At 48.1% G+C, this 18757-nt stretch carries 19 protein-coding genes, 1 tRNA gene and 3 pseudogenes; 11 read left to right on the forward strand and 12 right to left on the reverse strand.

The genetic code is table 11. From position 1 onward, the window contains the following. Positions 1–185, forward strand: a pseudogene (locus ACEW9I_RS00445) (IS4 family transposase); the annotation flags it as partial. A gap of 75 nt (positions 186–260) precedes the next feature. Next, on the forward strand, positions 261–530 hold the full coding sequence (locus ACEW9I_RS00450) for a pentapeptide repeat-containing protein (RefSeq protein WP_373538411.1): 270 nt from the start codon (positions 261–263) through the stop codon (positions 528–530). A 314-nt stretch (positions 531–844) separates the two neighbouring features. Here the strand turns inward: ACEW9I_RS00450 and ACEW9I_RS00455 are convergent, their stop codons facing one another. Both ACEW9I_RS00455 and ACEW9I_RS00460 read right to left on the reverse strand, forming a co-directional pair. Continuing rightward, positions 845–1405, reverse strand: a complete 561-nt coding sequence (locus ACEW9I_RS00455) for a hypothetical protein (protein WP_373538412.1) — start codon at positions 1403–1405, stop codon at positions 845–847. Between the two features lie 96 nt (positions 1406–1501). After that, the gene (locus ACEW9I_RS00460; protein ID WP_373538413.1) at positions 1502–2524 is read right to left on the reverse strand and encodes a PRC-barrel domain-containing protein; all 1023 of its coding nucleotides are present in this window, start codon (positions 2522–2524) and stop codon (positions 1502–1504) included. Between ACEW9I_RS00460 and ACEW9I_RS00465 the strand changes: the two genes are divergently transcribed. Then, positions 2518–2652, forward strand: coding sequence for a hypothetical protein (locus ACEW9I_RS00465; RefSeq protein WP_373538414.1), 135 nt, complete (start codon positions 2518–2520; stop codon positions 2650–2652). The genes ACEW9I_RS00460 and ACEW9I_RS00465 overlap by 7 nt on opposite strands. 151 nt (positions 2653–2803) lie before the next feature. Here ACEW9I_RS00465 and ACEW9I_RS00470 read toward each other — a convergent pair whose 3' ends face one another. The 3 genes from ACEW9I_RS00470 to ACEW9I_RS00480 all read right to left on the reverse strand — a co-directional run bounded on the left by ACEW9I_RS00470 (position 2804) and on the right by ACEW9I_RS00480 (position 7195). Then, positions 2804–4516: an alkaline phosphatase gene (locus ACEW9I_RS00470; RefSeq protein WP_373538471.1), complete on the reverse strand. Its 1713-nt coding sequence runs from the start codon at positions 4514–4516 to the stop codon at positions 2804–2806. Positions 4517–4738: 222 nt separating this feature from the next. After that, the gene (locus ACEW9I_RS00475) at positions 4739–6157 is read right to left on the reverse strand and encodes a protein kinase (protein ID WP_373538415.1); all 1419 of its coding nucleotides are present in this window, start codon (positions 6155–6157) and stop codon (positions 4739–4741) included. A 60-nt stretch (positions 6158–6217) separates the two neighbouring features. Then, positions 6218–7195: a DNA polymerase III subunit delta' gene (locus tag ACEW9I_RS00480; RefSeq protein ID WP_373538416.1), complete on the reverse strand. Its 978-nt coding sequence runs from the start codon at positions 7193–7195 to the stop codon at positions 6218–6220. 473 nt (positions 7196–7668) lie between these two features. Between ACEW9I_RS00480 and ACEW9I_RS00485 the strand changes: the two genes are divergently transcribed. The 3 genes from ACEW9I_RS00485 (at position 7669) to ACEW9I_RS00495 (ending at position 11095) form a co-directional block, all read left to right on the forward strand. Next, positions 7669–8619 (forward strand): diguanylate cyclase, encoded by a 951-nt coding sequence (locus ACEW9I_RS00485; protein WP_373538417.1) that lies wholly within the window; start codon positions 7669–7671, stop codon positions 8617–8619. Positions 8620–8767: 148 nt separating this feature from the next. Continuing rightward, complete coding sequence (gene bioB, locus ACEW9I_RS00490; RefSeq protein ID WP_373538472.1) at positions 8768–9784, forward strand: biotin synthase BioB; 1017 nt, start codon at positions 8768–8770, stop codon at positions 9782–9784. A gap of 270 nt (positions 9785–10054) precedes the next feature. Beyond that, a complete protein-coding gene (locus ACEW9I_RS00495) occupies positions 10055–11095 on the forward strand; it encodes a fatty acid desaturase (protein ID WP_373538418.1) in 1041 nt (346 codons plus the stop codon). Between the two features lie 111 nt (positions 11096–11206). On the opposite strand, the pseudogene ACEW9I_RS00500 reads toward ACEW9I_RS00495, so the two are convergent. From ACEW9I_RS00500 to ACEW9I_RS00510, 3 genes and pseudogenes are all read right to left on the reverse strand, one after another. Beyond that, positions 11207–11314 (reverse strand): annotated as a pseudogene (locus ACEW9I_RS00500) (glutathione S-transferase); the annotation flags it as partial. A 6-nt stretch (positions 11315–11320) separates the two neighbouring features. Beyond that, positions 11321–11623 (reverse strand): helix-turn-helix domain-containing protein, encoded by a 303-nt coding sequence (locus ACEW9I_RS00505; RefSeq protein ID WP_373538419.1) that lies wholly within the window; start codon positions 11621–11623, stop codon positions 11321–11323. Beyond that, positions 11610–12014, reverse strand: a complete 405-nt coding sequence (locus tag ACEW9I_RS00510; protein ID WP_373538420.1) for a type II toxin-antitoxin system RelE/ParE family toxin — start codon at positions 12012–12014, stop codon at positions 11610–11612. The genes ACEW9I_RS00505 and ACEW9I_RS00510 overlap by 14 nt, the downstream gene beginning before the upstream one ends. Before the next feature lie 249 nt (positions 12015–12263). Here ACEW9I_RS00510 and obgE point away from each other — a divergent pair, with 249 nt between their 5' ends. Then, positions 12264–13316, forward strand: coding sequence for a GTPase ObgE (obgE, locus tag ACEW9I_RS00515; protein WP_373538421.1), 1053 nt, complete (start codon positions 12264–12266; stop codon positions 13314–13316). 67 nt (positions 13317–13383) lie between these two features. Here the strand turns inward: obgE and ACEW9I_RS00520 are convergent. Continuing rightward, positions 13384–13470: transfer RNA gene (locus ACEW9I_RS00520), tRNA-Ser, on the reverse strand. 71 nt (positions 13471–13541) lie between these two features. On the opposite strand from ACEW9I_RS00520, the gene ACEW9I_RS00525 reads away from it, so the two are divergent. Then, complete coding sequence (locus ACEW9I_RS00525; RefSeq protein WP_373538422.1) at positions 13542–14045, forward strand: molybdenum cofactor biosynthesis protein MoaE; 504 nt, start codon at positions 13542–13544, stop codon at positions 14043–14045. Between the two features lie 94 nt (positions 14046–14139). On the opposite strand, the gene ACEW9I_RS00530 is transcribed toward ACEW9I_RS00525, so the two are convergent. Next, a complete protein-coding gene (locus ACEW9I_RS00530; protein ID WP_373538423.1) occupies positions 14140–14760 on the reverse strand; it encodes a hypothetical protein in 621 nt (206 codons plus the stop codon). Positions 14761–15041: 281 nt separating this feature from the next. Between ACEW9I_RS00530 and ACEW9I_RS00535 the strand changes: the two genes are divergently transcribed. The 3 genes and pseudogenes from ACEW9I_RS00535 to ACEW9I_RS00545 all read left to right on the forward strand — a co-directional run bounded on the left by ACEW9I_RS00535 (position 15042) and on the right by ACEW9I_RS00545 (position 17444). After that, complete coding sequence (locus ACEW9I_RS00535; RefSeq protein WP_373538424.1) at positions 15042–16010, forward strand: hypothetical protein; 969 nt, start codon at positions 15042–15044, stop codon at positions 16008–16010. An 80-nt stretch (positions 16011–16090) separates the two neighbouring features. After that, positions 16091–17131 (forward strand): AAA family ATPase, encoded by a 1041-nt coding sequence (locus ACEW9I_RS00540; RefSeq protein ID WP_373538425.1) that lies wholly within the window; start codon positions 16091–16093, stop codon positions 17129–17131. A gap of 1 nt (position 17132) precedes the next feature. Beyond that, positions 17133–17444: pseudogene (locus tag ACEW9I_RS00545) on the forward strand (antibiotic biosynthesis monooxygenase). Positions 17445–17489: 45 nt separating this feature from the next. Here the strand turns inward: ACEW9I_RS00545 and petN are convergent. Then, a complete protein-coding gene (gene petN, locus ACEW9I_RS00550; protein ID WP_015160344.1) occupies positions 17490–17579 on the reverse strand; it encodes a cytochrome b6-f complex subunit PetN in 90 nt (29 codons plus the stop codon). 262 nt (positions 17580–17841) lie between these two features. Beyond that, positions 17842–18744, reverse strand: coding sequence for a ParA family protein (locus ACEW9I_RS00555; protein ID WP_373538473.1), 903 nt, complete (start codon positions 18742–18744; stop codon positions 17842–17844). Between the last annotated feature and the right edge of the window lie 13 nt (positions 18745–18757).

Here is an 18757-nt window from a genome sequence, read left to right on the forward strand (position 1 = left end):
TAGCGAACGACCCCATTAAATATTTTTCTGCTCCTGAAAATCAAGATCTAGGTGTTGTCAAAACTATCCGCCAACCCAATGTTAAGTTGATTATTGCCCCTTTTCCTGAACATAGGCATCCTGACGACCCATTTTTCTTTGAGCCGTCTCCTCAAACTCTCTTGACAGTTAGCTTACAGGCTTAACTTGTCACCGATGCTGCGGGGGAGAGAATTTTCATTGAAGTAGATCTGAATAGAGTTGATTTGAGCGGAGCTATTTTGCCAGAAATCAAATTTCGCAGGTGCAACTTGCAAAATTCCAATCTTGCTGGAGTTAATTTGCTCGGTGGAAGTCTTATTGGTTCCGATCTCAGTGGAGCTAACTTGAGCGATGCCAATCTTGAAAGGGTTGCTATGCAGGGAACCAACTTGGAAAATGCTACCTTGTTGGGTGCTGAAACTGTCGAGGTTGAGTTTGCTGAAGCTTTTTTCCACAATACTATTGCTGAGGAAGGGCACATTATTGAGGGACCCGAATACTTCGACTGATGTTTGTAATTGATTTAAAGCTAACTCAGCTAGAAACGTAGGGTGGGCATTGCCCACAGACCATTTAGAGTCGAAGCAATGAGCATTTGAACTGTTTAATTCGATTACCGATCGTATCTCCACGTTCGCAATCTCTTCACCAATCGATCGAGCTATTTCATCGAGAATATTTCGACTGAAATTAGTTCAATCCTCACAAATAAGTAGGTAGATGCAATTATTTATAACATAGATTATTGTCTGGAACCTAGCTGGTGGGCAGTGCCCACCCTACACGATATCTTATATTTAATTACGCCCAGCTAGTTATCAAATTACGATTCATTCCACAACCGCTCTAGCTGATATTGCCAAGCCGTCATCATTTCAGTGCGGATCTCTTCCGTCGCGCCGAGATCGCCCATCACACCCTCGGCATAGAATCTGTCAAGTGTTTGCATTGTTTGCTCCAATGTATCCCCACGTTGCTTGGCGATATTGACGATCGCTTTGACCTGTTTGGTGGCAAAATTTTGGAAGGCGCGATCGATTCCTACCTGTTTGAGTTCGATCGAGCGATCGATGGCGGTCTGAAAATCTTCAGCAGTCAAGCCAGCGACACTATGTTGCCAGACTGCCCACAGTACGCCTTGTTGTACTGCATAGCGTGTCTCGAGGGTATCATCAAAATTCGCAGCTAGGAACTCCTCCATAAAGGTCATCGCATCTGCGGCGGGGGCGATGGGGATCAATGTGCGTACCCAGGATTGTTCTGCTGACAGAATCACTAACAGTCGATATGCTGGCGTCTCAATCTGGTAAGAATCAGCATCCACAATTTTGAGAGTAGTATCAAAGCGGGTAGTCAAGATCGATCGAATATCTTCGGGCGTCACAGGAGCGTTAGGTAAAGGGTACGTATTAACCAGCAAGTAATTGGTGCGTTAGGCTACTCGCTAACACACCAGACAATTTGATAGATCGACAGAGACTTAGTGTTGTTCTTCTTCTTGATACTCTACTTGCTCGACCTTTTGGGGGAGATCGACTTTTTGGGGCGTTGGCGGGATGTTGATTTTTTGGGGTTGATATGCTGGCGATTGGGTATCATCGCCCCAGATGTCATCATCGAGGGTAAGGATGTCTTCTGCTAGCGGCTGCTCGACAGGTGAAGAGAGGGTGTAGGGTACATCTTGATAAACTTTGGTGGCGCGTACTGGTTGTTCGCGGCTGGTATCGTTCCAGTTTTCACCCTCATCATCATCGTAATAAAGAGGTTCGGCTTTGAGTCGTTGGGGCAGGGGCGCAGCTTGTACTTCTTGCCAGTTGTCATCTTCTGCCCAGACAGGCTGTTGGACTGGCGGTGCCGCACGAATTACTGGTGCGGGGGGTGCGATGGGGGTACCCGCAGCGAGTTGATTCTCAGGGCGGATGACGGCGGGACGGTAGCTGTACTCGTCTTCCCAAGGTGCTTTACCCAGTCCGATGCGCTCGAGGAAACCGACGGAGAGTTGGTCGAGGCGTTCTTCACAGCCTTCAAAGACCATCAATCGATTGGGGCCACTACTGACGACTTCATCGATCGAGAATTCGTAAGTACTAATCACATTATCAGGAATCAATGGCAAGCCGATCGCGGCGATAATAATGGAGGTGAGTTGACCGTCATCGCAGTTGAATTTGAAGCCCCGCACTTTCCCCAGCATGTCGCCAGTCTCGGTAATTACTTCACAGCCGATTAGATTGGTATAATTTTCAGGATCGAGATCTGCGATCGCGTCATCGTTAGGTACGAGGATCACATCGCCCATTTTCTCAACTGTGGCGAGGAACATATATTTTACCAGTCCGCCTGGAGCAGCCAGCCAACCGTCGCGTAAACCCATCGCGACTACTTCGCGACTGTCGATATCGACCAGTAGCTCTTTGACAATCCCCAGCCGTTTGCCAGTGTCTTTGGCAATCACTTGAGTATCGATCAGATCGGAGCGTTGACGAATCAGTTCGGATGTCATATTACCAGATTGGGATGCGGAGTACGGGGGCGCAGGGTAAGGGCAGTCTATCTTTACCATTTTATCTCGACCGCCGCTCTCATCTATTGTACGGTTTTCTCTACCACAAGTTATCGATCGAATTTTAACGTCAGTTTGGTAGGAGAAGAGCCTAGAGACTTTAGTCGAGGGCGGTACTTGAACAAAGTAAATACCCTTAACCCGTTGGCGTAGCCTCTCCGACAGGAGATACTCACGTTAACCAACGCGATTGTCGCCTGAATGAGCTATTGATGTTCGTTACTTTGCTGGTGCAGTAACGGATGTTTTGACGGCGGCTAGTTGGGTTTGATAGATGTGGATTTGGTCGGTGAGACCAGGGATGCCAGGGATATCATTATCGTAGAGTTTGAAGCCTTGCCCGATCGATTTGGTGAGGACATCGGAGGCATAGCCTTGATAATAGACTGGTACGGGGCGATTGGTATGACTGCCCCAGCCGTATTTGCCTGTTTCGGGTAACTCTTGACCTGCTGCATCTTTGGCGACGAGCGGTTGCGAACCCCAATAGTGTCCAGCTTCAGCGGTGGTATCTAGTGCTGTCAACTTTTGGGCACCTTGACGGCGGAGGCGATCTGGAAAATCATTATTGAGTGTAAAATAATGGTCGTGATCGGCGGTGATGATAAGTTGATTGCGTCCCCAGCCGCCGTGAGTTTCGATCCAGTTGATGACGGTACGGACGGAGCGATCGAAATCTAGAGTTGTCCCGATCAGATTATCGAGATGATTGTCATGCGCCGCCCAATCGATATCACCACCTTCAATCATCAACCAGAAACCTTCAGGATCTTTACTCAATACTGTTAATGCGGCGGTAGTCAGTTCGTTGAGTGTGGGGTTTTCATTCCGTTCCCGCTGCACAAACTGCGAATCTGTTTCCTGTTGGAGCGGTCGCTGGAGATCTGGTTCTAAGCCCCGCGTACTGTGAACTGTACCGAGATCGAATCCCGTCGTACTATAGTCACCCTGCGCCGAGCTGACAGGGAGATTGCCCGCTTGTCCCCGCGCACCATAGATACCGAGCAACCGCTGACCCGCATTCGGATCGATCTTCGCAGCCGTCTGGGCTAATTTTTGAGCGGCGTTGGCACCACGTTCGAGGAAGGTGTATTGGTAGATATTGCGATCGGGCTTGGTACTCAGTTCTTGATAGGTAGATTCGCTAATATAGGTGTGAACTGACTCGATGCCTGTGGGTAGTGGGTCTCTGGCATTGGACAATGGATGTCCGCCGCCGAGGAGGACGGTGGGTTGGTAGATCCGCAGTTGCTGCTGGAGGATATTGTCGAGGGGCGTTGCGCCTGGTGCGTTGAGATCGTATTTGCTGCGCCGATTGACATTGGCGGAAGCTGCTCCAGGGGTGGCATGATCGATCGGGACTGATGTCACTAAGCCTGTAGATTTTTTTTGGTCGGCTGCGGTTTTGAGGATGGTGGTGAGGGGTTTCTCGTAGATGTCTACCGCGATCGCATTATTGTAACTTTTGACGCCAGTGTAGAGAGTGGTGGCGGTATTGGCTGAGTCGGGATAGCTGGCTTTAATGTACTCGCGATCGGTACCCAGCGTCCAGGGATTGGCACCACCTCGCACCGGATCGTAACCGACTAGATTTCCAGTTGTGGGAGTGGCTGGGGCAGGACTATCCTTGCCAGGTTGCCCAGGATTAAATTTGGGGTCAAATTTGAAGTCAGGACGGATCGCACTGGCTCCAGTGAGCGGATTGGAGTCATCCAGGGCACTTTGGTTGCTATTATACTTACCATCTTTGCCCGCGATCGTCGTGCCGTAGGTAGTGCTGAGGGCGTAGTGCTGAAGGGTTTGCATATTCAGCCCTGAGCCTTTCCCCTGCACATAAAAATCCTTGAGGGTTTTGCCTGATTTGCCTTGAGCGATCGCACTTTGGATCGCAGCGGCTCTGGTTATTTCCCATCCCATCCCATCACCGATCATCAGAATTGTATTGTGCTGGATCGGTTTGGTATAAAGCGATCGCCATAAAGTAGGGACGACTGTGACGGTCAGGAGTAAAGAGATCGCACTAATAATCAACCACTTAGTGGCGATGCGTTGAGAAAGTATTACCATTTATTTTGATGAATCTTGGACATATAAGTGGCTATTACTTTCCCAGTGTCAAGATAGTGAATGGTGGATGGTGGATGGCAAATATTGTTAGTTACTTTGTTTGGCTAATAGTTCGATCGCGAGATCTTGCCATTCCTGGCGGAGTCGTTCGTCTTCGGGTTTACTAGTCAGAGGGCGAGCGTTGAGTGCGGGGTGTTTGGCATAAAATACGCGATCGACTTGACGATAAAATTTCGCGGCGGGGATATTGAGTTGCTTGAGTTTTTGACTGAGATCCTGTTGGCGTTGTTGGACGGATGGCGGGGCTTTGAAGGGATTGGGGATCGATTTGACGATACTGGTAGTAGCGTTGTCAAATTGCTGTTTGACCATCCCGATCGGGTCGATCGCTTGCACCCATTTTACTACAGCACTAATTCCTAAGCAGGTAAAAAAAACTACACTTACCACTTTGGTGACTTGCCAAGCTGGTTTTTTCCACTCGTGGGGATCTCTAGTCGGTAGTTGGGTGGATGTAGTCGCAACTGCGGCGTTATTTCTGGGACTAAGTTCGATCGTTTTGAGTTGCGAGATTTTATTGGCGTGCGCGATCGGATTAGAGTTGGTAGTGATAAGGGTGGGGGTGGAAATAGTCGGCGCAGTATAGTTGGTAATCGCAGGTAAAACGGCGATAACTGCGGCGGCTGATTGATAGCGATGTTGGGGATTGTGTTGCAGCAATCGATCGACAATCGTCCCCAGTTCGGGGCTGAGCTGGACATATTTGCGCCATTCCCAACTAGCTTCTGCTGGATTGTAAATCGTGCTGGCATCTTTGCCTGTAAGGAGCGTCAGTGCGGTGGCACCGACGGCATACAGATCGCTCGATGGGGATACTTTACCGCGCATCATTTGTTCTTCGGGCGCATATCCTTGCTTGCCGATCCGTGTTTCAACTTTGGCATGACTATACTGATAGACAATTGTCGCGGCAATCTCTTTGACACAGCCAAAGTCAATGAGAATCGGCAATCGATCGCGCTCTCGCTCGATGATATTATCAGGTGAAATATCACGATGAATCACTCCCAGCCGATGAATATAGTCCAGAACTGGTAAGAGTGTATGCAGTAGTTCGACAACTTCCCCTTCACTAAAAACTCGACTTTGGCTCAGGCGGTGATTTAACTTGCTCAGATAAGTCTCGCCCTCGATATAATCTTGGACTAGTAGCAGGGATTCAGACTGATTTTCATGCACCCGTAATAGTTCGCGAAAAGCTGGAATCTGTGGGTGTCGAAGCTTGTACAAAACTCCGGCTTCACGCTCGAATAACTCTTTCGCTTTGATTAATTCAGCTTGTCCGTGTACTTGCGGCGCAAATTCTTTGAGGACGCATTTTTCGTGAAACTTATTGCGATCGATCGCCAAATAACTGCGCCCAAATCCACCTCTACCGAGTTCGCGGACGATCTCATACCGATTACCCAAGATATTACCAGGACTGAGCAAAGATGACTCGAGCATAAAAGGTGGGAGTAGGGAAAAAGTGGTCGGTGGAGAGCGATCTTTCCATTATCGTAACAATTATCCCCGACCCGATCGAGTCGATGTTGCTAGCGACCCAATTTTGAGCAAGGCACATTCCCAGACTAAGCGAGGTTGAACGTAGGCGAGTAACTGCGATCGGCTGTGGGCCAGAGTCTCGACTTGCTGACGGCTACGATATGTTTGCCAGTAGGTATATTGAAGATAATCAACCAGCCATAATTGTTCCAATGAATCCAACTCGCGATCGATCCGAGCGGCTAATTCAAGGGCGTGGCGGCGGCTAATCGGTAATTTGGTCAAATGCTCCAGCAAGTCCGCAGGCAGAGCGGCTAGCTGCTCCCAGATGGCAATCGCCGCCCCTGGACTCCCTTGAGCTAGTCCCAAAATCTCCGGTCGATCGAGAATTTCCGCTTTACCGAGTTGAGTTAAAATCGTGGCGACGGAAGTGCGATCGAGTCGCTGAAAGGCAATCTGCTGACAGCGGGATACAATCGTCGGTAGCAAAGATTCGACGCTGGCGGCGATCGCGATGATAGTCGCTTTTCCTGGCTCTTCCAGGGTCTTGAGGAGGGCATTAGCGGCACCTTCTGCCATTGTCTCTGCTCGATCGATCGTCACGATCGATCTGGTGCCCAGGAGTGGCGGACGTGACAAGAAGCGACCGATTTCGCGAATTTGGTCGATCCGAATTTGGGGCGGTGCCTTCCGTTTGACGCCTGCGACGGTAGCTTCGGCGGCAGAGAGGAGCTTGCCTTGGTGACTATATGTCGGTGCCACCCACAGGACATCGGGATGATTGCCTTGGCGGAGTTTTTGGGCGACTAAAGCGCGATCCTGCGCTGGGACGTCATCGCACAAGATCGACTCAATAAAGCACCGTGCCGCCAAACTTTTGCCAATCCCGTCCGCACCATAAAATAGATATGCAGGTGCTAGCCGTTGGCGGCGGATGGATTGCGTCAACAGTGCTATGGCGGGTGCTTGTCCGAGCAAGGCGGAGCTAAATTGAGTCAAGTTGCAAATTGGCAATGAGAGTACGCTAATACTATCATCGATCGGAGCTTAGCTGGCATAGTGAACAGATGACGATCGGCTTAATGGCGATCGACCCGTGCCAAAGATCCAGCTAGAGCAATAGTCTCAAAGAAAAAACTACCTATATGCTACTCTCTGAACGCTTTGTGGGTACACTATGGTGGAGTTGATATCCTCTCCCGATCGACAGCTCCATGGTGTCTACACAAGTTCGGTTGAGTTGATGCGGATATATTTACCCGACCCCAACCCCCCTCGATCGAGGGAGGAAGCTAGAGCCTCCCCTGCAAGGTTGCGCTGTCTGTCAAAACGCAGTCTAGGCGACTTGTCAACTGTCAACTGGTTAAGACATCCGCTCAAGCTTAGGTGCCGTCACATCGTTCGAATGCTGCCGAACTTCATCGAGCGACACACCATCTAGATGAGTAAGTGGATTATTTACACGAGTCATTATGAACACGCCTGAACCCAACTTTCAACGAATTTTACTAGTTGATGACGATCTCGTTGTGCGAGCGCGAGTGAGTGAGTCACTGGCACAAGAAGGTTTTGAGGTGATTTTAGCAAAAGATGGCGAAGATGGGATTTTGGCATACCAGGAACATCGTCCCGATCTGATTCTGGTTGATGCTGTGATGCCGATTTTGGATGGGTTTGAATTTTGCGAACAATTAAAGAATCTTGGCGATCGCTTGACACCGATTTTGATGATTACTTCACTCGATGATAATGAGTCTGTAGATCGCGCATTTGCATCGGGAGCGACTGATTATATTACTAAACCGATTAATCTCTCAATTTTGCGGCAGCGGGTGCGAAATTTGATTCGTCAATCCCATCTGATCAAGAATCAATTGAATGAGTTACAGCAAGCCAATCAAAACCTCCAGTTACTAGCCAATTTAGATAGCTTGACCAAGTTATCCAATCGACGCGGATTTGATGACTATATCCAGCGTGAATGGGAGCGAATGAAGCGCATCAAGGCTCCGTTGTCGCTGATCATGTGCGATGTCGATTTTTTTAAAAACTATAACGATCGCTATCTACATCCCAATGGTGATAAATGTCTAGTGAAAGTGGCGATGGCGATGCGAAATACGGTGCGCCGCAGTGGCGATCTCGTTGCCCGTTATGGTGGTGAAGAATTTGCGATCGTCCTACCAAATACTAATGCTTTAGGTGCAGTTTCAGTTGCTGAAAATGTCCGATCGGCAATTAAAAATCTCCAAATTACACATGAAGCTTCGTCGGTGTGTCCTTATGTGACTATTAGTGTCGGTGTGTCCACAATTATTCCCACCCATGAGAATGATTTTCAAGCTTTAATTCATGCGGCAGATCGCGCTTTATATCAAGCTAAATTTCAAGGACGCGATCGCGTGACGACGATTGTTGCGTAGCGGGTGAATGGTGGATAGTGGATGGTGGGTGGTGGGTGGTGCGAGTGACTGGGATAGAGATCTCAAAATTTTCTCGACATTAGGCGATCGATTTGGCTACCTGCCTGCGATAATGGATGATTGCTCAATACTAGAAACCAAAAGTTCGATGTTACTGACGACACCCATCTGGAATACCTTGGCCGATCGATCGCTTGCAGGGGAGATCTTGACTAGGACTGAGAGCCTTGCTGTCCTTCAGGCATCAGATGAGGTGTTGCTCGAACAAATCGCCGCTGCTTATCGGGTGCGTCGTCACTACTGGAGCAATCGAGTGCGGTTGCATTATTTACTGAACGCTCAGAGCGGGTTGTGCCCTGAAGACTGTCATTATTGTTCTCAGTCCAAGATCTCCACCGCCGAAATCGAGAAATATCCCCTAATGGCGCAGTCAAAGATCCTGGATGCTGCCAAACGCGCCGCCGAACTCCAAGCGGGGACTTTTTGCATGGTGATTTCGGGTCGATCGCCAAATGAGGCAACTTTTGGTAAAGTGCTAGAGGCAGTACGGGCAGTCAAGGCAAATTATGACCTGAAAGTGTGCGCTTGTCTGGGCTTATTGACTTCAGAGCAAACCTATCGCCTCGCGGATGCTGGAGTCGATCGCGTCAATCATAACCTCAATACGTCTGAATCTAACCACGAACATATTGCCACAACTCATACTTATATCGATCGAGTTGAGACTGTCAAAAATGTCCACGCTGCGGGGATTACGACCTGTTCTGGCGGCATTCTCGGGATGGGGGAGTCAGATGATGATGTTATCGATTTGGCACTGTCCCTGCGCCAATTGGGCGTCACTAGCGTCCCGATCAATTTTCTGATTCCGATTCCTGGCACTAAATTTGCAGATATCCAGCAGTTGACACCACAGCAATGCCTAAGGATATTGTGTTTGTTCAGATTCTTGTTACCATCCCAGGAAATTCGGATCGCTGGTGGACGTGAGGTACATCTGCGATCGCTCCAGCCGCTCGGATTGTATGTAGCCAACTCGATCTTTGTGGGTGATTATCTCACCACTCCTGGACAATCCGCCACTCAAGACTGGCAAACAATCGCCGATCTGGGCTTCGTGCTAGAGGCTACGGATGGCTCTGCCATACCTCTTCCTACTACATAGCAACGAGCCAATATTCTTCAGAATGGGTATGCTAGAGACTGATATCGTCAAAACAAGCTTATTTACCGTCTGACAACAGTATCGATCGCCACCGATCTTGTCGATCTACTAGACCCCAGTCAGAGAGTAATGTAGAATTATGAACGATTGTAAATAAAACGGTACTTAGTTTGGCTACAAACTCATAATTGTCACCGTGTCAATAAAACGGTGACCGATCGGCAGTAGCAACGATTGTGCCTTATCATCTTTGGAGACCTAAACCGCTACATGACTTTATCGATCGATCCGAATCCAGCCACCGCGCTGTCCCCGCATCTCAAACTCAAACACATCGTTCAATCTTTACCAAAAGAAGTTTTTGCTAAAGACAGCACCAAAGCCCTGCTGATGACCGTCAAAACGATCGTCAGCGTCACACTAGGGATGGCAGCAATTGCTTACTCACCCTGGTATCTCTTGCCCTTAGCGTGGATCTTCACAGGTACAGCGATGACTGGCTGCTTTACGATCGGTCATGACTGCGCTCATCGTTCGTTCTCCAATAGTCGCAAAGTCAATGATATCGTCGGTCATCTGTTCATGCTGACCTTGATCTATCCCTTCCACGGCTGGCGATACGGACACGCCAAACACCACAAGCATACCAACAAAATGGACGTAGACAATGCGTGGCAACCATGGCGACCCGAAGCCTACCAAGACGCACCTACTTGGTTACAAGTAGTCTATCAAGCAATGCGCGGTCGGTTGTGGTGGCTAGCATCCTTACCCCATTGGGCAGCAGTCCACTTTGACTGGCGCAAATTCCCTGAAGGCAAGACCCGCGATGATGTCAAATTCTCCGCCTTATTCGTCATCATCGGTGCCGCAGTCATCTTCCCAGTTATGCTAGGGACGCTTGGGATCTGGGGATTTATCAAATTTTGGGTGGTGCCGTGGTTGGTCTATCATTTCTGGATGAGTACCTTTACGATCGTCCACCATACTGCCGCCGATATTCCCTTTACACCCGAGGGTGAGTGGAATGAAGCGATCGCCCAACTCTCTGGTACAGTGCATTGTGACTATCCGCGCTGGGTGGAATTTCTCTGTCACGATATCAACGTTCACGTTCCCCATCATATTTCGACTGCGATCCCTTCCTATCGTCTCTGGGAAGCTCACGCCATCATCAAAGCCAACTGGGGTGAATATATCAAGGAACGCAAGTTCACCTGGGAATTGATGAAAGACATCACCGATAAGTGTCATATCTACGAAGAAACCGAGTTCTATCAAAGCTTCCGCGATTTTAATGCCAATAATTAGGTTTTAGGTTTTAGGTTTTAGGCTTTGGAGAATAAATCAAAAAAACTCTAAGGGTGGGCACATACCCACCTTTTTTTAGTTCGTATGTTACAGATCTAGCCCAATCGCGGGGAAGGGAATGATTTGTTCGGTGAAAGCAATCGCTTTTTCTTGCATCAACACCCAAGGGCGCAACGATCGAGAGGAGTAGTTTTTGTTGATGATATAAAGGGTATACATAATATTTTAAACCACTTCTTTTGGCAACATTTTAATTTCTAATTTCCGATCTAAAGCGGCTGCGATCCTTGCCAACATCGATAAAGAATGTCCCTCATAATCAGCATCTTCTAACCGAGCGATGACCGATTGAGTAGTGCCAATTAAATTTGCTAATTGTTGCTGTGTTAGTCCAGCCTGCTTGCGAACATCGTAGATAATTAATGAAACTCGAGCATTTATAGATGCTTCTTTGACCAGTTTTTGCAATTCTGGAGCGTCAGCGATCGATCTCCGAATAATTTTCAAGGCATCGTTAGTATTCGTCATTTGGTTCTTCCTCTGGTTCGACGTAAGTATAAATCTCAGGATTGAGTATAAATAAATCTTTAGATGTCAGTGCTAGTTCGATATCCCTGTCTGGAACTTCGTCATCATCTTTGATAATGGCATGAGCTAGAATCACCACATTTTGACCGTGAAAAAAATATAAGATCCTGTATTGCACTCGGACATGCTTGGCTCTTAGCTCGTAAATACCATCCCTGAGAAAATCTGCGGCGGGTCGTCTTAACTCAAACCCATATTCGGATAGCTGTTCGATTCGTGCAATGCAGTTGGCATATCCTTTTTTATCAAATTTAGCTAGCTTGTTTAACCACTTTAAGACTGGCACTTCTCCTTTGGCATCTTGAAATAAAACAATTCGTGTTGCTGGCATTAAATTGAGCTAGGATTTAACTTACAACCAGTTTATCGCATTTTTGCGATTTTGTCATAGATCGCTCGCATTCAGATGTTATATTGTCATGATTGCAAAACAATGGGAACTGTAGCGGCGTGAAATCTACATAGCAATTCGGATGAAGCGGACTTGCGAGATCGCTGTCGATCTGCAAGGGTAAGCTTATGCAAAACCAGATAGTGAGCTAAAATAAAACTTGACTCATTTATACCCAATCGCCCAACCATGCAATTCATCGATCTCGCAGAAGTAGAAGTAGAATCAGGAAGTGGCGGCGATGGGATAGTCACCTTTCGGAGAGAAAAATATGTTCCGGCGGGAGGTCCCTCTGGTGGTAATGGTGGTAAAGGTGGTTCTGTCTTATTTACAGCGGTCGAAAACCTCCAAACCTTATTAGATTTTCGATACAACCGCCGCTTCAAAGCGACAAATGGTGGTAAAGGTGCTTCGAGCAATTGCACTGGTGCATCGGGAGACGATCTCAATATCGAGGTACCTTGCGGCACGATGATTTATGATACGGCGACAGACGAGCTTTTAGTCGATCTAGTCGAGCCAGGACAGACTTTCAAAGTTGTGGCTGGCGGTAAAGGTGGCTTGGGTAACGCTCACTTTCTGAGCAACAGCAACCGCGCACCTGAATACGCACTACCAGGACAACCACCCCAGCAAAAACGCATTCGGCTCGAACTGAAGTTATTGGCAGAAGTCGGGATTATCGGTTTGCCCAATGCTGGCAAATCGACACTGATCTCCGCACTCTCAGCCGCCCGTCCGAAAGTAGCTGATTATCCCTTTACTACCCTAGTACCCAACTTGGGAGTCGTCCGCAAGCCTTCTGGGGATGGTACTTTATTTGCCGATATTCCTGGACTGATCGAGGGTGCTTCCCAAGGTGCGGGATTGGGACATGACTTCCTCCGCCACATCGAGCGCACGCGCGTATTATTGCACCTAGTCGAAGCAACTGGCGATGACCCGATCGGTGCCTACCAGACGATTCAACAAGAGCTAATCGCCTATAACGAGGATTTGGCTACCCGACCCCAAATCCTGGCATTGAGCAAGATCGATGCAGTCGATGATGAAGAAGTCGCCGAAATTGCAGCTGCGCTGGGTGAAGTCGCACAGCAGGAAGTATTTCTGATCTCATCCGCCACGCGGACGGGATTGGAGCCACTGCTCCAACAAGTATGGCAGCAGTTGGACAAGCTTGCTACCGAGCGACTTGCCCAGAAGTTAGCTCTAGAACGCGCTGCATTTCCCGTGCTGAAGTAGATATATTAAAGAGGAGGGACAATCCATGGATTGCCCCTCCTCTTTAATTTAGATAATGATTCAATTACGGACAGGGAGGGATTCGAACCCTCGATGGGATCACTCCCATAACACATTAGCAGTGTGCCGCTTTCGACCACTCAGCCACCTATCCAACTAGCGGTAATTAGCCGATGTTTTTCAATATATCATGTTACTTAGATTTTTACAAGATACTTTAAATCGATGATGACAACTACCTCGATCGCATTGACTCAAGTCTCGGCTCATCCTGACGATCGATTTGCGATCGGTTTTGCGCCCCTATCTTTAGATGAAGTGTACCAGCTAGCAGATGCCCCAGGCAATGGAGCTGTAGTAATCATGAGCGGGACAGTACGCGATCGCACGGACGGACAAGCGGTAGAATATTTGGAATACCAAGCTTACGAGCCAATGGCGATGCGCGTATTTGCGGCGATTGGGTGGGAAATTCGCAGCCAGTGGCACGATGCCAATCGGATCGTCATCTACCATCGGGTGGGTAAGCTGAAGATCGGCGAAATCAGCGTATTGGTAGCTGTGGGATGTCCCCATCGGGGTGAGGCATTTGAGGCGTGTAAGCATGCGATCGACACCCTCAAACATCAAGCCCCGATCTGGAAAAAAGAGTGGTATAGTCACCCCAACGGTCAGATCGCCAGTACCTGGGTGAGCATCGGAGCTTGCGATCTCATCGACGAGCATTAATCGCGACCGTCCATCCACCATCCACCATTCACCATCTTTCCAATGACTAAACATTGCCAGGATCGGAAGGGAATGATAGGAGCTTTTTCCGCAGTCACATCGTTGAAGACTCATCAGGTGCGCCAGCATCTCGAAACTGAAGACTCGAACTCCAGCTCGGTGGGTTGACAAAGGTATTTTTGGCAAACCCAGTCAATTCTCTGACAAATAAACTTCTAAAAAATTTGGTCGCTAGCCAAGCATCCACATAAAAATAGGCAAGTACAGCCAGATATCCGACTGCCAAAATTTGTACACCCATTAAATATTCAGGGGTTTTGATGCCTACCAAAATATCGTCGAGAATCGAGTAGACTGCCATAAACAGTCCGCCCAACCAAGTTAATAGTAGTACTAGCGTAATGTCATGTAGCTTGACGCTCAAAGAAATCTCATAGCCATGATGTAAAGCCTGGATCTTGCCTTCGATCGACGGCAAGCAAAAGAGCGGTAGATGCAGGTATTTGTGACCGACGATCCGAGTCGCCAAGAATTTGAAATCCCGAATCTGTCCGATATACCGCTGAGAATTTGGCGCAGCGGTAGATCCGAGATCCCCGGAAGTGTCTGTCACACAGGGCTGTCCGACATAAATGGCACTTTCTAATCGATCGGCAATTTGGGAAAAGTCGAGTGTGGTTAAAATCACACACCGATTGAAAGGAATTCTAATCATTACTTTAGCTAGATAGGCTGAAGACTGGGTGAAGTATAGATATTAACGAGATCTGTGGTTACTCTGTGTTGTGCCAAAACTATGCTTCCTAGTGTAAGATGGCACCTAAAAAAAATGCTACTACTGACGATCGAGTTGAGCAAAAATACTGAACATCTCTAGCTCAATTTCCAGCTAAATATCCCAACTTTCACTGAAGTATTTGCGTAACCTTCATCTTTGGCTGGCTGGCTGGGTACTCTGATCCATGAGTGAGTAACCGAGAGATCCGCAAACCAAGCATGGAAGTAACTACAGGTCGGCTAATAGCTGATAAAACGACAACAACAGTAAATCTTGGGACGTCTGCGGCGCAGATGGCGAGCAACCCCAATACCGATCCACAACTACTGCGTCAAATTGCCACCGAGGCAGATTGGGAGCAGCGGCGACTCGTTGCCAACAACCCCAACACACCCGTAGACGTGCTGTGGCAACTGGGGATTGATTTTCCCGAAGCCATTTTGGACAATGCCATTTTCGCGCTCTTACAGCTAGAGCACCTGCATCTGGCGGCGGAAATTCCCCACTCTACCCTCACTAGTTTGCTGCAATGCGAACGGGTACCGAGAAATTTCATGGAGTATGCAGTCAGCCAACAGGACTATAGTCTCTGGCTGGCGGTAGCCTACAATCCACATACTCCCAGCGCATTACTGGCAAATTTGGCTCAAAAATCTCGTCACCAGGATCGAGAACTGATCCGTGCTGTCGCCGCACATCCCCAGACATCGATCGATCTATTCACCGAAATCATCAATATCGGTGCCAATGTCGCGCAAGTTGTCGCCGAAAATGCTCAGGCATCAGTCGCGGTACTAGCACAGATTCTCACCAAATATAGACAAACCAACGTGCCAATATTTACAACTTTAGTCGCACTACATCCCCAGATTACGGCGCGACTAGCACTCCAGATGTCGCTGGCACCTGATGAAGGAGCAGCTCGATCTCTGTGGCTAGCGAAACAAATTACCACCGAATCTCATCAATTGGTAGAACTAGCTCAAACCGAGTGGCAGGTATTGCAGTTAGCCGTGGTGCGTCATCCCCAGACTCCCAGTTCGACAATCGATCGGATCTGGCATCAAATCTGGGCAACCTATACTGCTCACAGCCAACTAGATCGACTAATTTATGACTCTTTTGTCAGCAATGCCAATACATCGCCGCAACTGCGATCGGAATTACGTAAATTGCTGAAATGGTAAGGGATGGGACTAGTGGACGATCGCCACACTCATAATACTCGCACACTCGCACGCAAACACACCCAACCACCGCTGCGCTAATGAATCCTGAAGATGTCAAAACTTATCTCGATCGGCTGATTACCACCAATCTCCAACTGAGTACCATGATTTGGGGTGCGCCGGGGATTGGCAAGTCGAGCATCGTCGCACAATTAGCCATCACGCATCAGATCCAATTTGTCGATATCCGGTTGAGCCAACTAGCCCCAACCGATCTGCGGGGGCTACCTGTCGCCGCAGCAGGGATTTCCAAATGGTTTCCGCCCGAATTTTTACCCCAGCAGGGGAGAGGTATTTTGTTTCTCGATGAGATCAATCTGGCTCCACCAGCGATGCAGGGGATGGCACAGCAGCTCATCTTGGATCGCCGCGTGGGTTCCTATGTCGTCCCCGATGGGTGGTTTGTGTGGGCAGCAGGCAACCGCAAGGAGGATCGCGCGGGGGTGTTTGACATGCCAGCACCATTAGCCAATCGGTTTTTGCACTTGCACGTTGAGCCAGATTTTGAGAGCTTCAAGACTTACGCGCTCGGGCAAGGTATTCACGAACAAATTATTGCCTTCTTGTGCTTTCGCCCCAGCTTGTTGCACAAGCTCGATCCTCATCAACCTGCTTGGTGTTCGCCGCGATCGTGGATGATGGCAAGTAGTTTACACTCCAATGGTTTGGATCTGGCACCAGCGATCGGAGTAGCAGCTAGTGCGGAGTTTCAAGCTTTTATTGCGACATATCAACTGTTGCCAGCTCTGCTGCCGATCTTAGAGGGCAAAGGCAGTCATATTCTGTTTCCCGTTGAGCCGTCTGCCCGCTATGCCACAGCCATCGGCTTGACTATTCACGCTACTGATGCCAATCGCGCATATCATGCGTTCCGGTGGCTCACACAAGTGGCTACAGCGGAGTGGATTCAATTATTTGTATCAGATTTGGTGGGTTTGATGCGATCGCGCGGACAATTGGGAATTTTTGCTACACTGATTGAAAAAGATCCCTCGATTCAGCAGTTTCTACAAGATTATCGTCAACTAATCGCGGCGGAGGTTGTCGCTAAATCTTATTCAAATTGCGAGGAAAATTGAGATGATTCTGGCAGCTGTAATGTTAAATGTAGTTAGCGGACAAGAGCCAGAATTTGATGCAGCTTTTGCAACTGCCACCCCGCTGATTGCCGCAATCGAGGGATATCGATCTCATGAGTTGCACCGTTGTCTGGAAGTTTCAGGCAAATACTTGTTATTAGTGCGGTGGCGCAATCTCGAAGACCATACGATCGGGTTTTGACAATCGCCTGAGTATGTACAATGGCGGCAATTGTTGCATCACTTTTACGATCCTTTTCCCACCGTCGAACATTTTGAATTAGCGATCGCTAATCAAAAACCCAACAGTTGATGCTGGGCTTTGACAAGTAGAATGGTAACGATCGATGCTTTGCACTTAGAAGCCGTTACGACCCCAAACAACCATCGAAATCGACCAGGTGAATAGTACTAACAGTGAAACCCAGCCTAGAGTAAGAATATCCATAGTTTGATTTAATATATTTCATACTTTCGTCTATCATAATCCTTTCCTGACCTAGTTTGCAAACAACTCGAACGGAGTCTCGGTGACCTCCGATCGGCTACTTCCGCCGATTGTGCTACCATGTATTGTCAGTAAGTCGGCACGAATATCCATTACCTTGGGTAGGCTCCGAGAACATCTAAACTAGCTGGTGGGCTACGCTCTACGCTCTATCCACCATCTGTCAACTGTCAACTGTCAACTGTTTAACATCCACCCTTCATTACCCCCCCGCTAACTGCTGAACTTTAACCAACAACTCTTGACTGAGCTTCACAAATGCTTTGGAACCAGCAGATCCAGGATTCTCGATCGCCACAGGTTGAAAACTATCGATCGCTTTAGCCACATTGACATCCATCGGGATGCGCGTTTGAAATATTTTGCCAGTATCAAAGTCTTGAGTGACTCGCTCCATCACGCGATCGTAATAACGTGCAAACAATGTACTCCCAGACAGGATAAATACAATCCCAAGCAGGCTACTTTCTAGACAATTTTTATCATCTTCATGTGTTTCGCGTAGCTTAGCAATTCGGCGTTCGAGTAACTGCATCCCGACTAGAGATAGTGGCTCAGGACGGGCGGGCATGATATAAAAATGACTTGCCATAATCCCACTTCTGGTGAGTAAGTTGTAGCCAGGAGCGCAGTCAAGGATGATAAAATCATAGTCATCAATGACTGGAGCCAAAATATCTTTGATCAAAGATCCTTCAAAGCCATTCCAGACATCGATAAAGTCTATATTGGGATTATCGATTGTTTCTTGATGGAGTTTTTCCGATACCAAAAACTCATCATAGATATCAATATCACCCGCTAGTAAGTCCAATCCTTTCACCCAACAAACATCGGGGGTAATCAAATCTTTGGTTTCAAACTTATAGCGAGAATTTGGCTTGAGAACTTTAGCGATCGAATAGCTAATCGTCTTTTTTTCGCGGCGAATTTTGGCAAAGTCTTGCGGTGTGACCAGACTCAGAGTAGCACTGATCTGAGTGTCGAGATCGACGACTAGCACCCGCTTCCCGTGTAGTTTGGCAAGACAAGCAGCTAGATTGACAGTGAGGGTGGTTTTGCCGACACCTCCTTTCATATTGACAGTGGCGATAACTAATCCCATGATCGATCTAAAA

It is taken from the genome of Chamaesiphon sp. (assembly GCF_041738855.1).
GTDB lineage: Bacteria > Cyanobacteriota > Cyanobacteriia > Cyanobacteriales > Chamaesiphonaceae > Chamaesiphon.

Coding starts and splice junctions, on each gene's coding strand:
- ACEW9I_RS00465 (WP_373538414.1), top strand. CDS start 2,518: ATGTCATATTACCAGATTGGGATGCGGAGTACGGGGGCGCAGGGTAAG.
- ACEW9I_RS00460 (WP_373538413.1), bottom strand. CDS start 2,524: ATGACATCCGAACTGATTCGTCAACGCTCCGATCTGATCGATACTCAA.
- ACEW9I_RS00470 (WP_373538471.1), bottom strand. CDS start 4,516: ATGATCGGTGATGGGATGGGATGGGAAATAACCAGAGCCGCTGCGATC.
- ACEW9I_RS00475 (WP_373538415.1), bottom strand. CDS start 6,157: ATGCTCGAGTCATCTTTGCTCAGTCCTGGTAATATCTTGGGTAATCGG.
- ACEW9I_RS00485 (WP_373538417.1), top strand. CDS start 7,669: ATGAACACGCCTGAACCCAACTTTCAACGAATTTTACTAGTTGATGAC.
- bioB (WP_373538472.1), top strand. CDS start 8,768: ATGTTACTGACGACACCCATCTGGAATACCTTGGCCGATCGATCGCTT.
- ACEW9I_RS00495 (WP_373538418.1), top strand. CDS start 10,055: ATGACTTTATCGATCGATCCGAATCCAGCCACCGCGCTGTCCCCGCAT.
- ACEW9I_RS00505 (WP_373538419.1), bottom strand. CDS start 11,623: ATGACGAATACTAACGATGCCTTGAAAATTATTCGGAGATCGATCGCT.
- ACEW9I_RS00510 (WP_373538420.1), bottom strand. CDS start 12,014: ATGCCAGCAACACGAATTGTTTTATTTCAAGATGCCAAAGGAGAAGTG.
- obgE (WP_373538421.1), top strand. CDS start 12,264: ATGCAATTCATCGATCTCGCAGAAGTAGAAGTAGAATCAGGAAGTGGC.
- ACEW9I_RS00525 (WP_373538422.1), top strand. CDS start 13,542: ATGATGACAACTACCTCGATCGCATTGACTCAAGTCTCGGCTCATCCT.
- ACEW9I_RS00530 (WP_373538423.1), bottom strand. CDS start 14,760: ATGATTAGAATTCCTTTCAATCGGTGTGTGATTTTAACCACACTCGAC.
- ACEW9I_RS00535 (WP_373538424.1), top strand. CDS start 15,042: ATGGAAGTAACTACAGGTCGGCTAATAGCTGATAAAACGACAACAACA.
- ACEW9I_RS00540 (WP_373538425.1), top strand. CDS start 16,091: ATGAATCCTGAAGATGTCAAAACTTATCTCGATCGGCTGATTACCACC.
- petN (WP_015160344.1), bottom strand. CDS start 17,579: ATGGATATTCTTACTCTAGGCTGGGTTTCACTGTTAGTACTATTCACC.
- ACEW9I_RS00555 (WP_373538473.1), bottom strand. CDS start 18,744: ATGGGATTAGTTATCGCCACTGTCAATATGAAAGGAGGTGTCGGCAAA.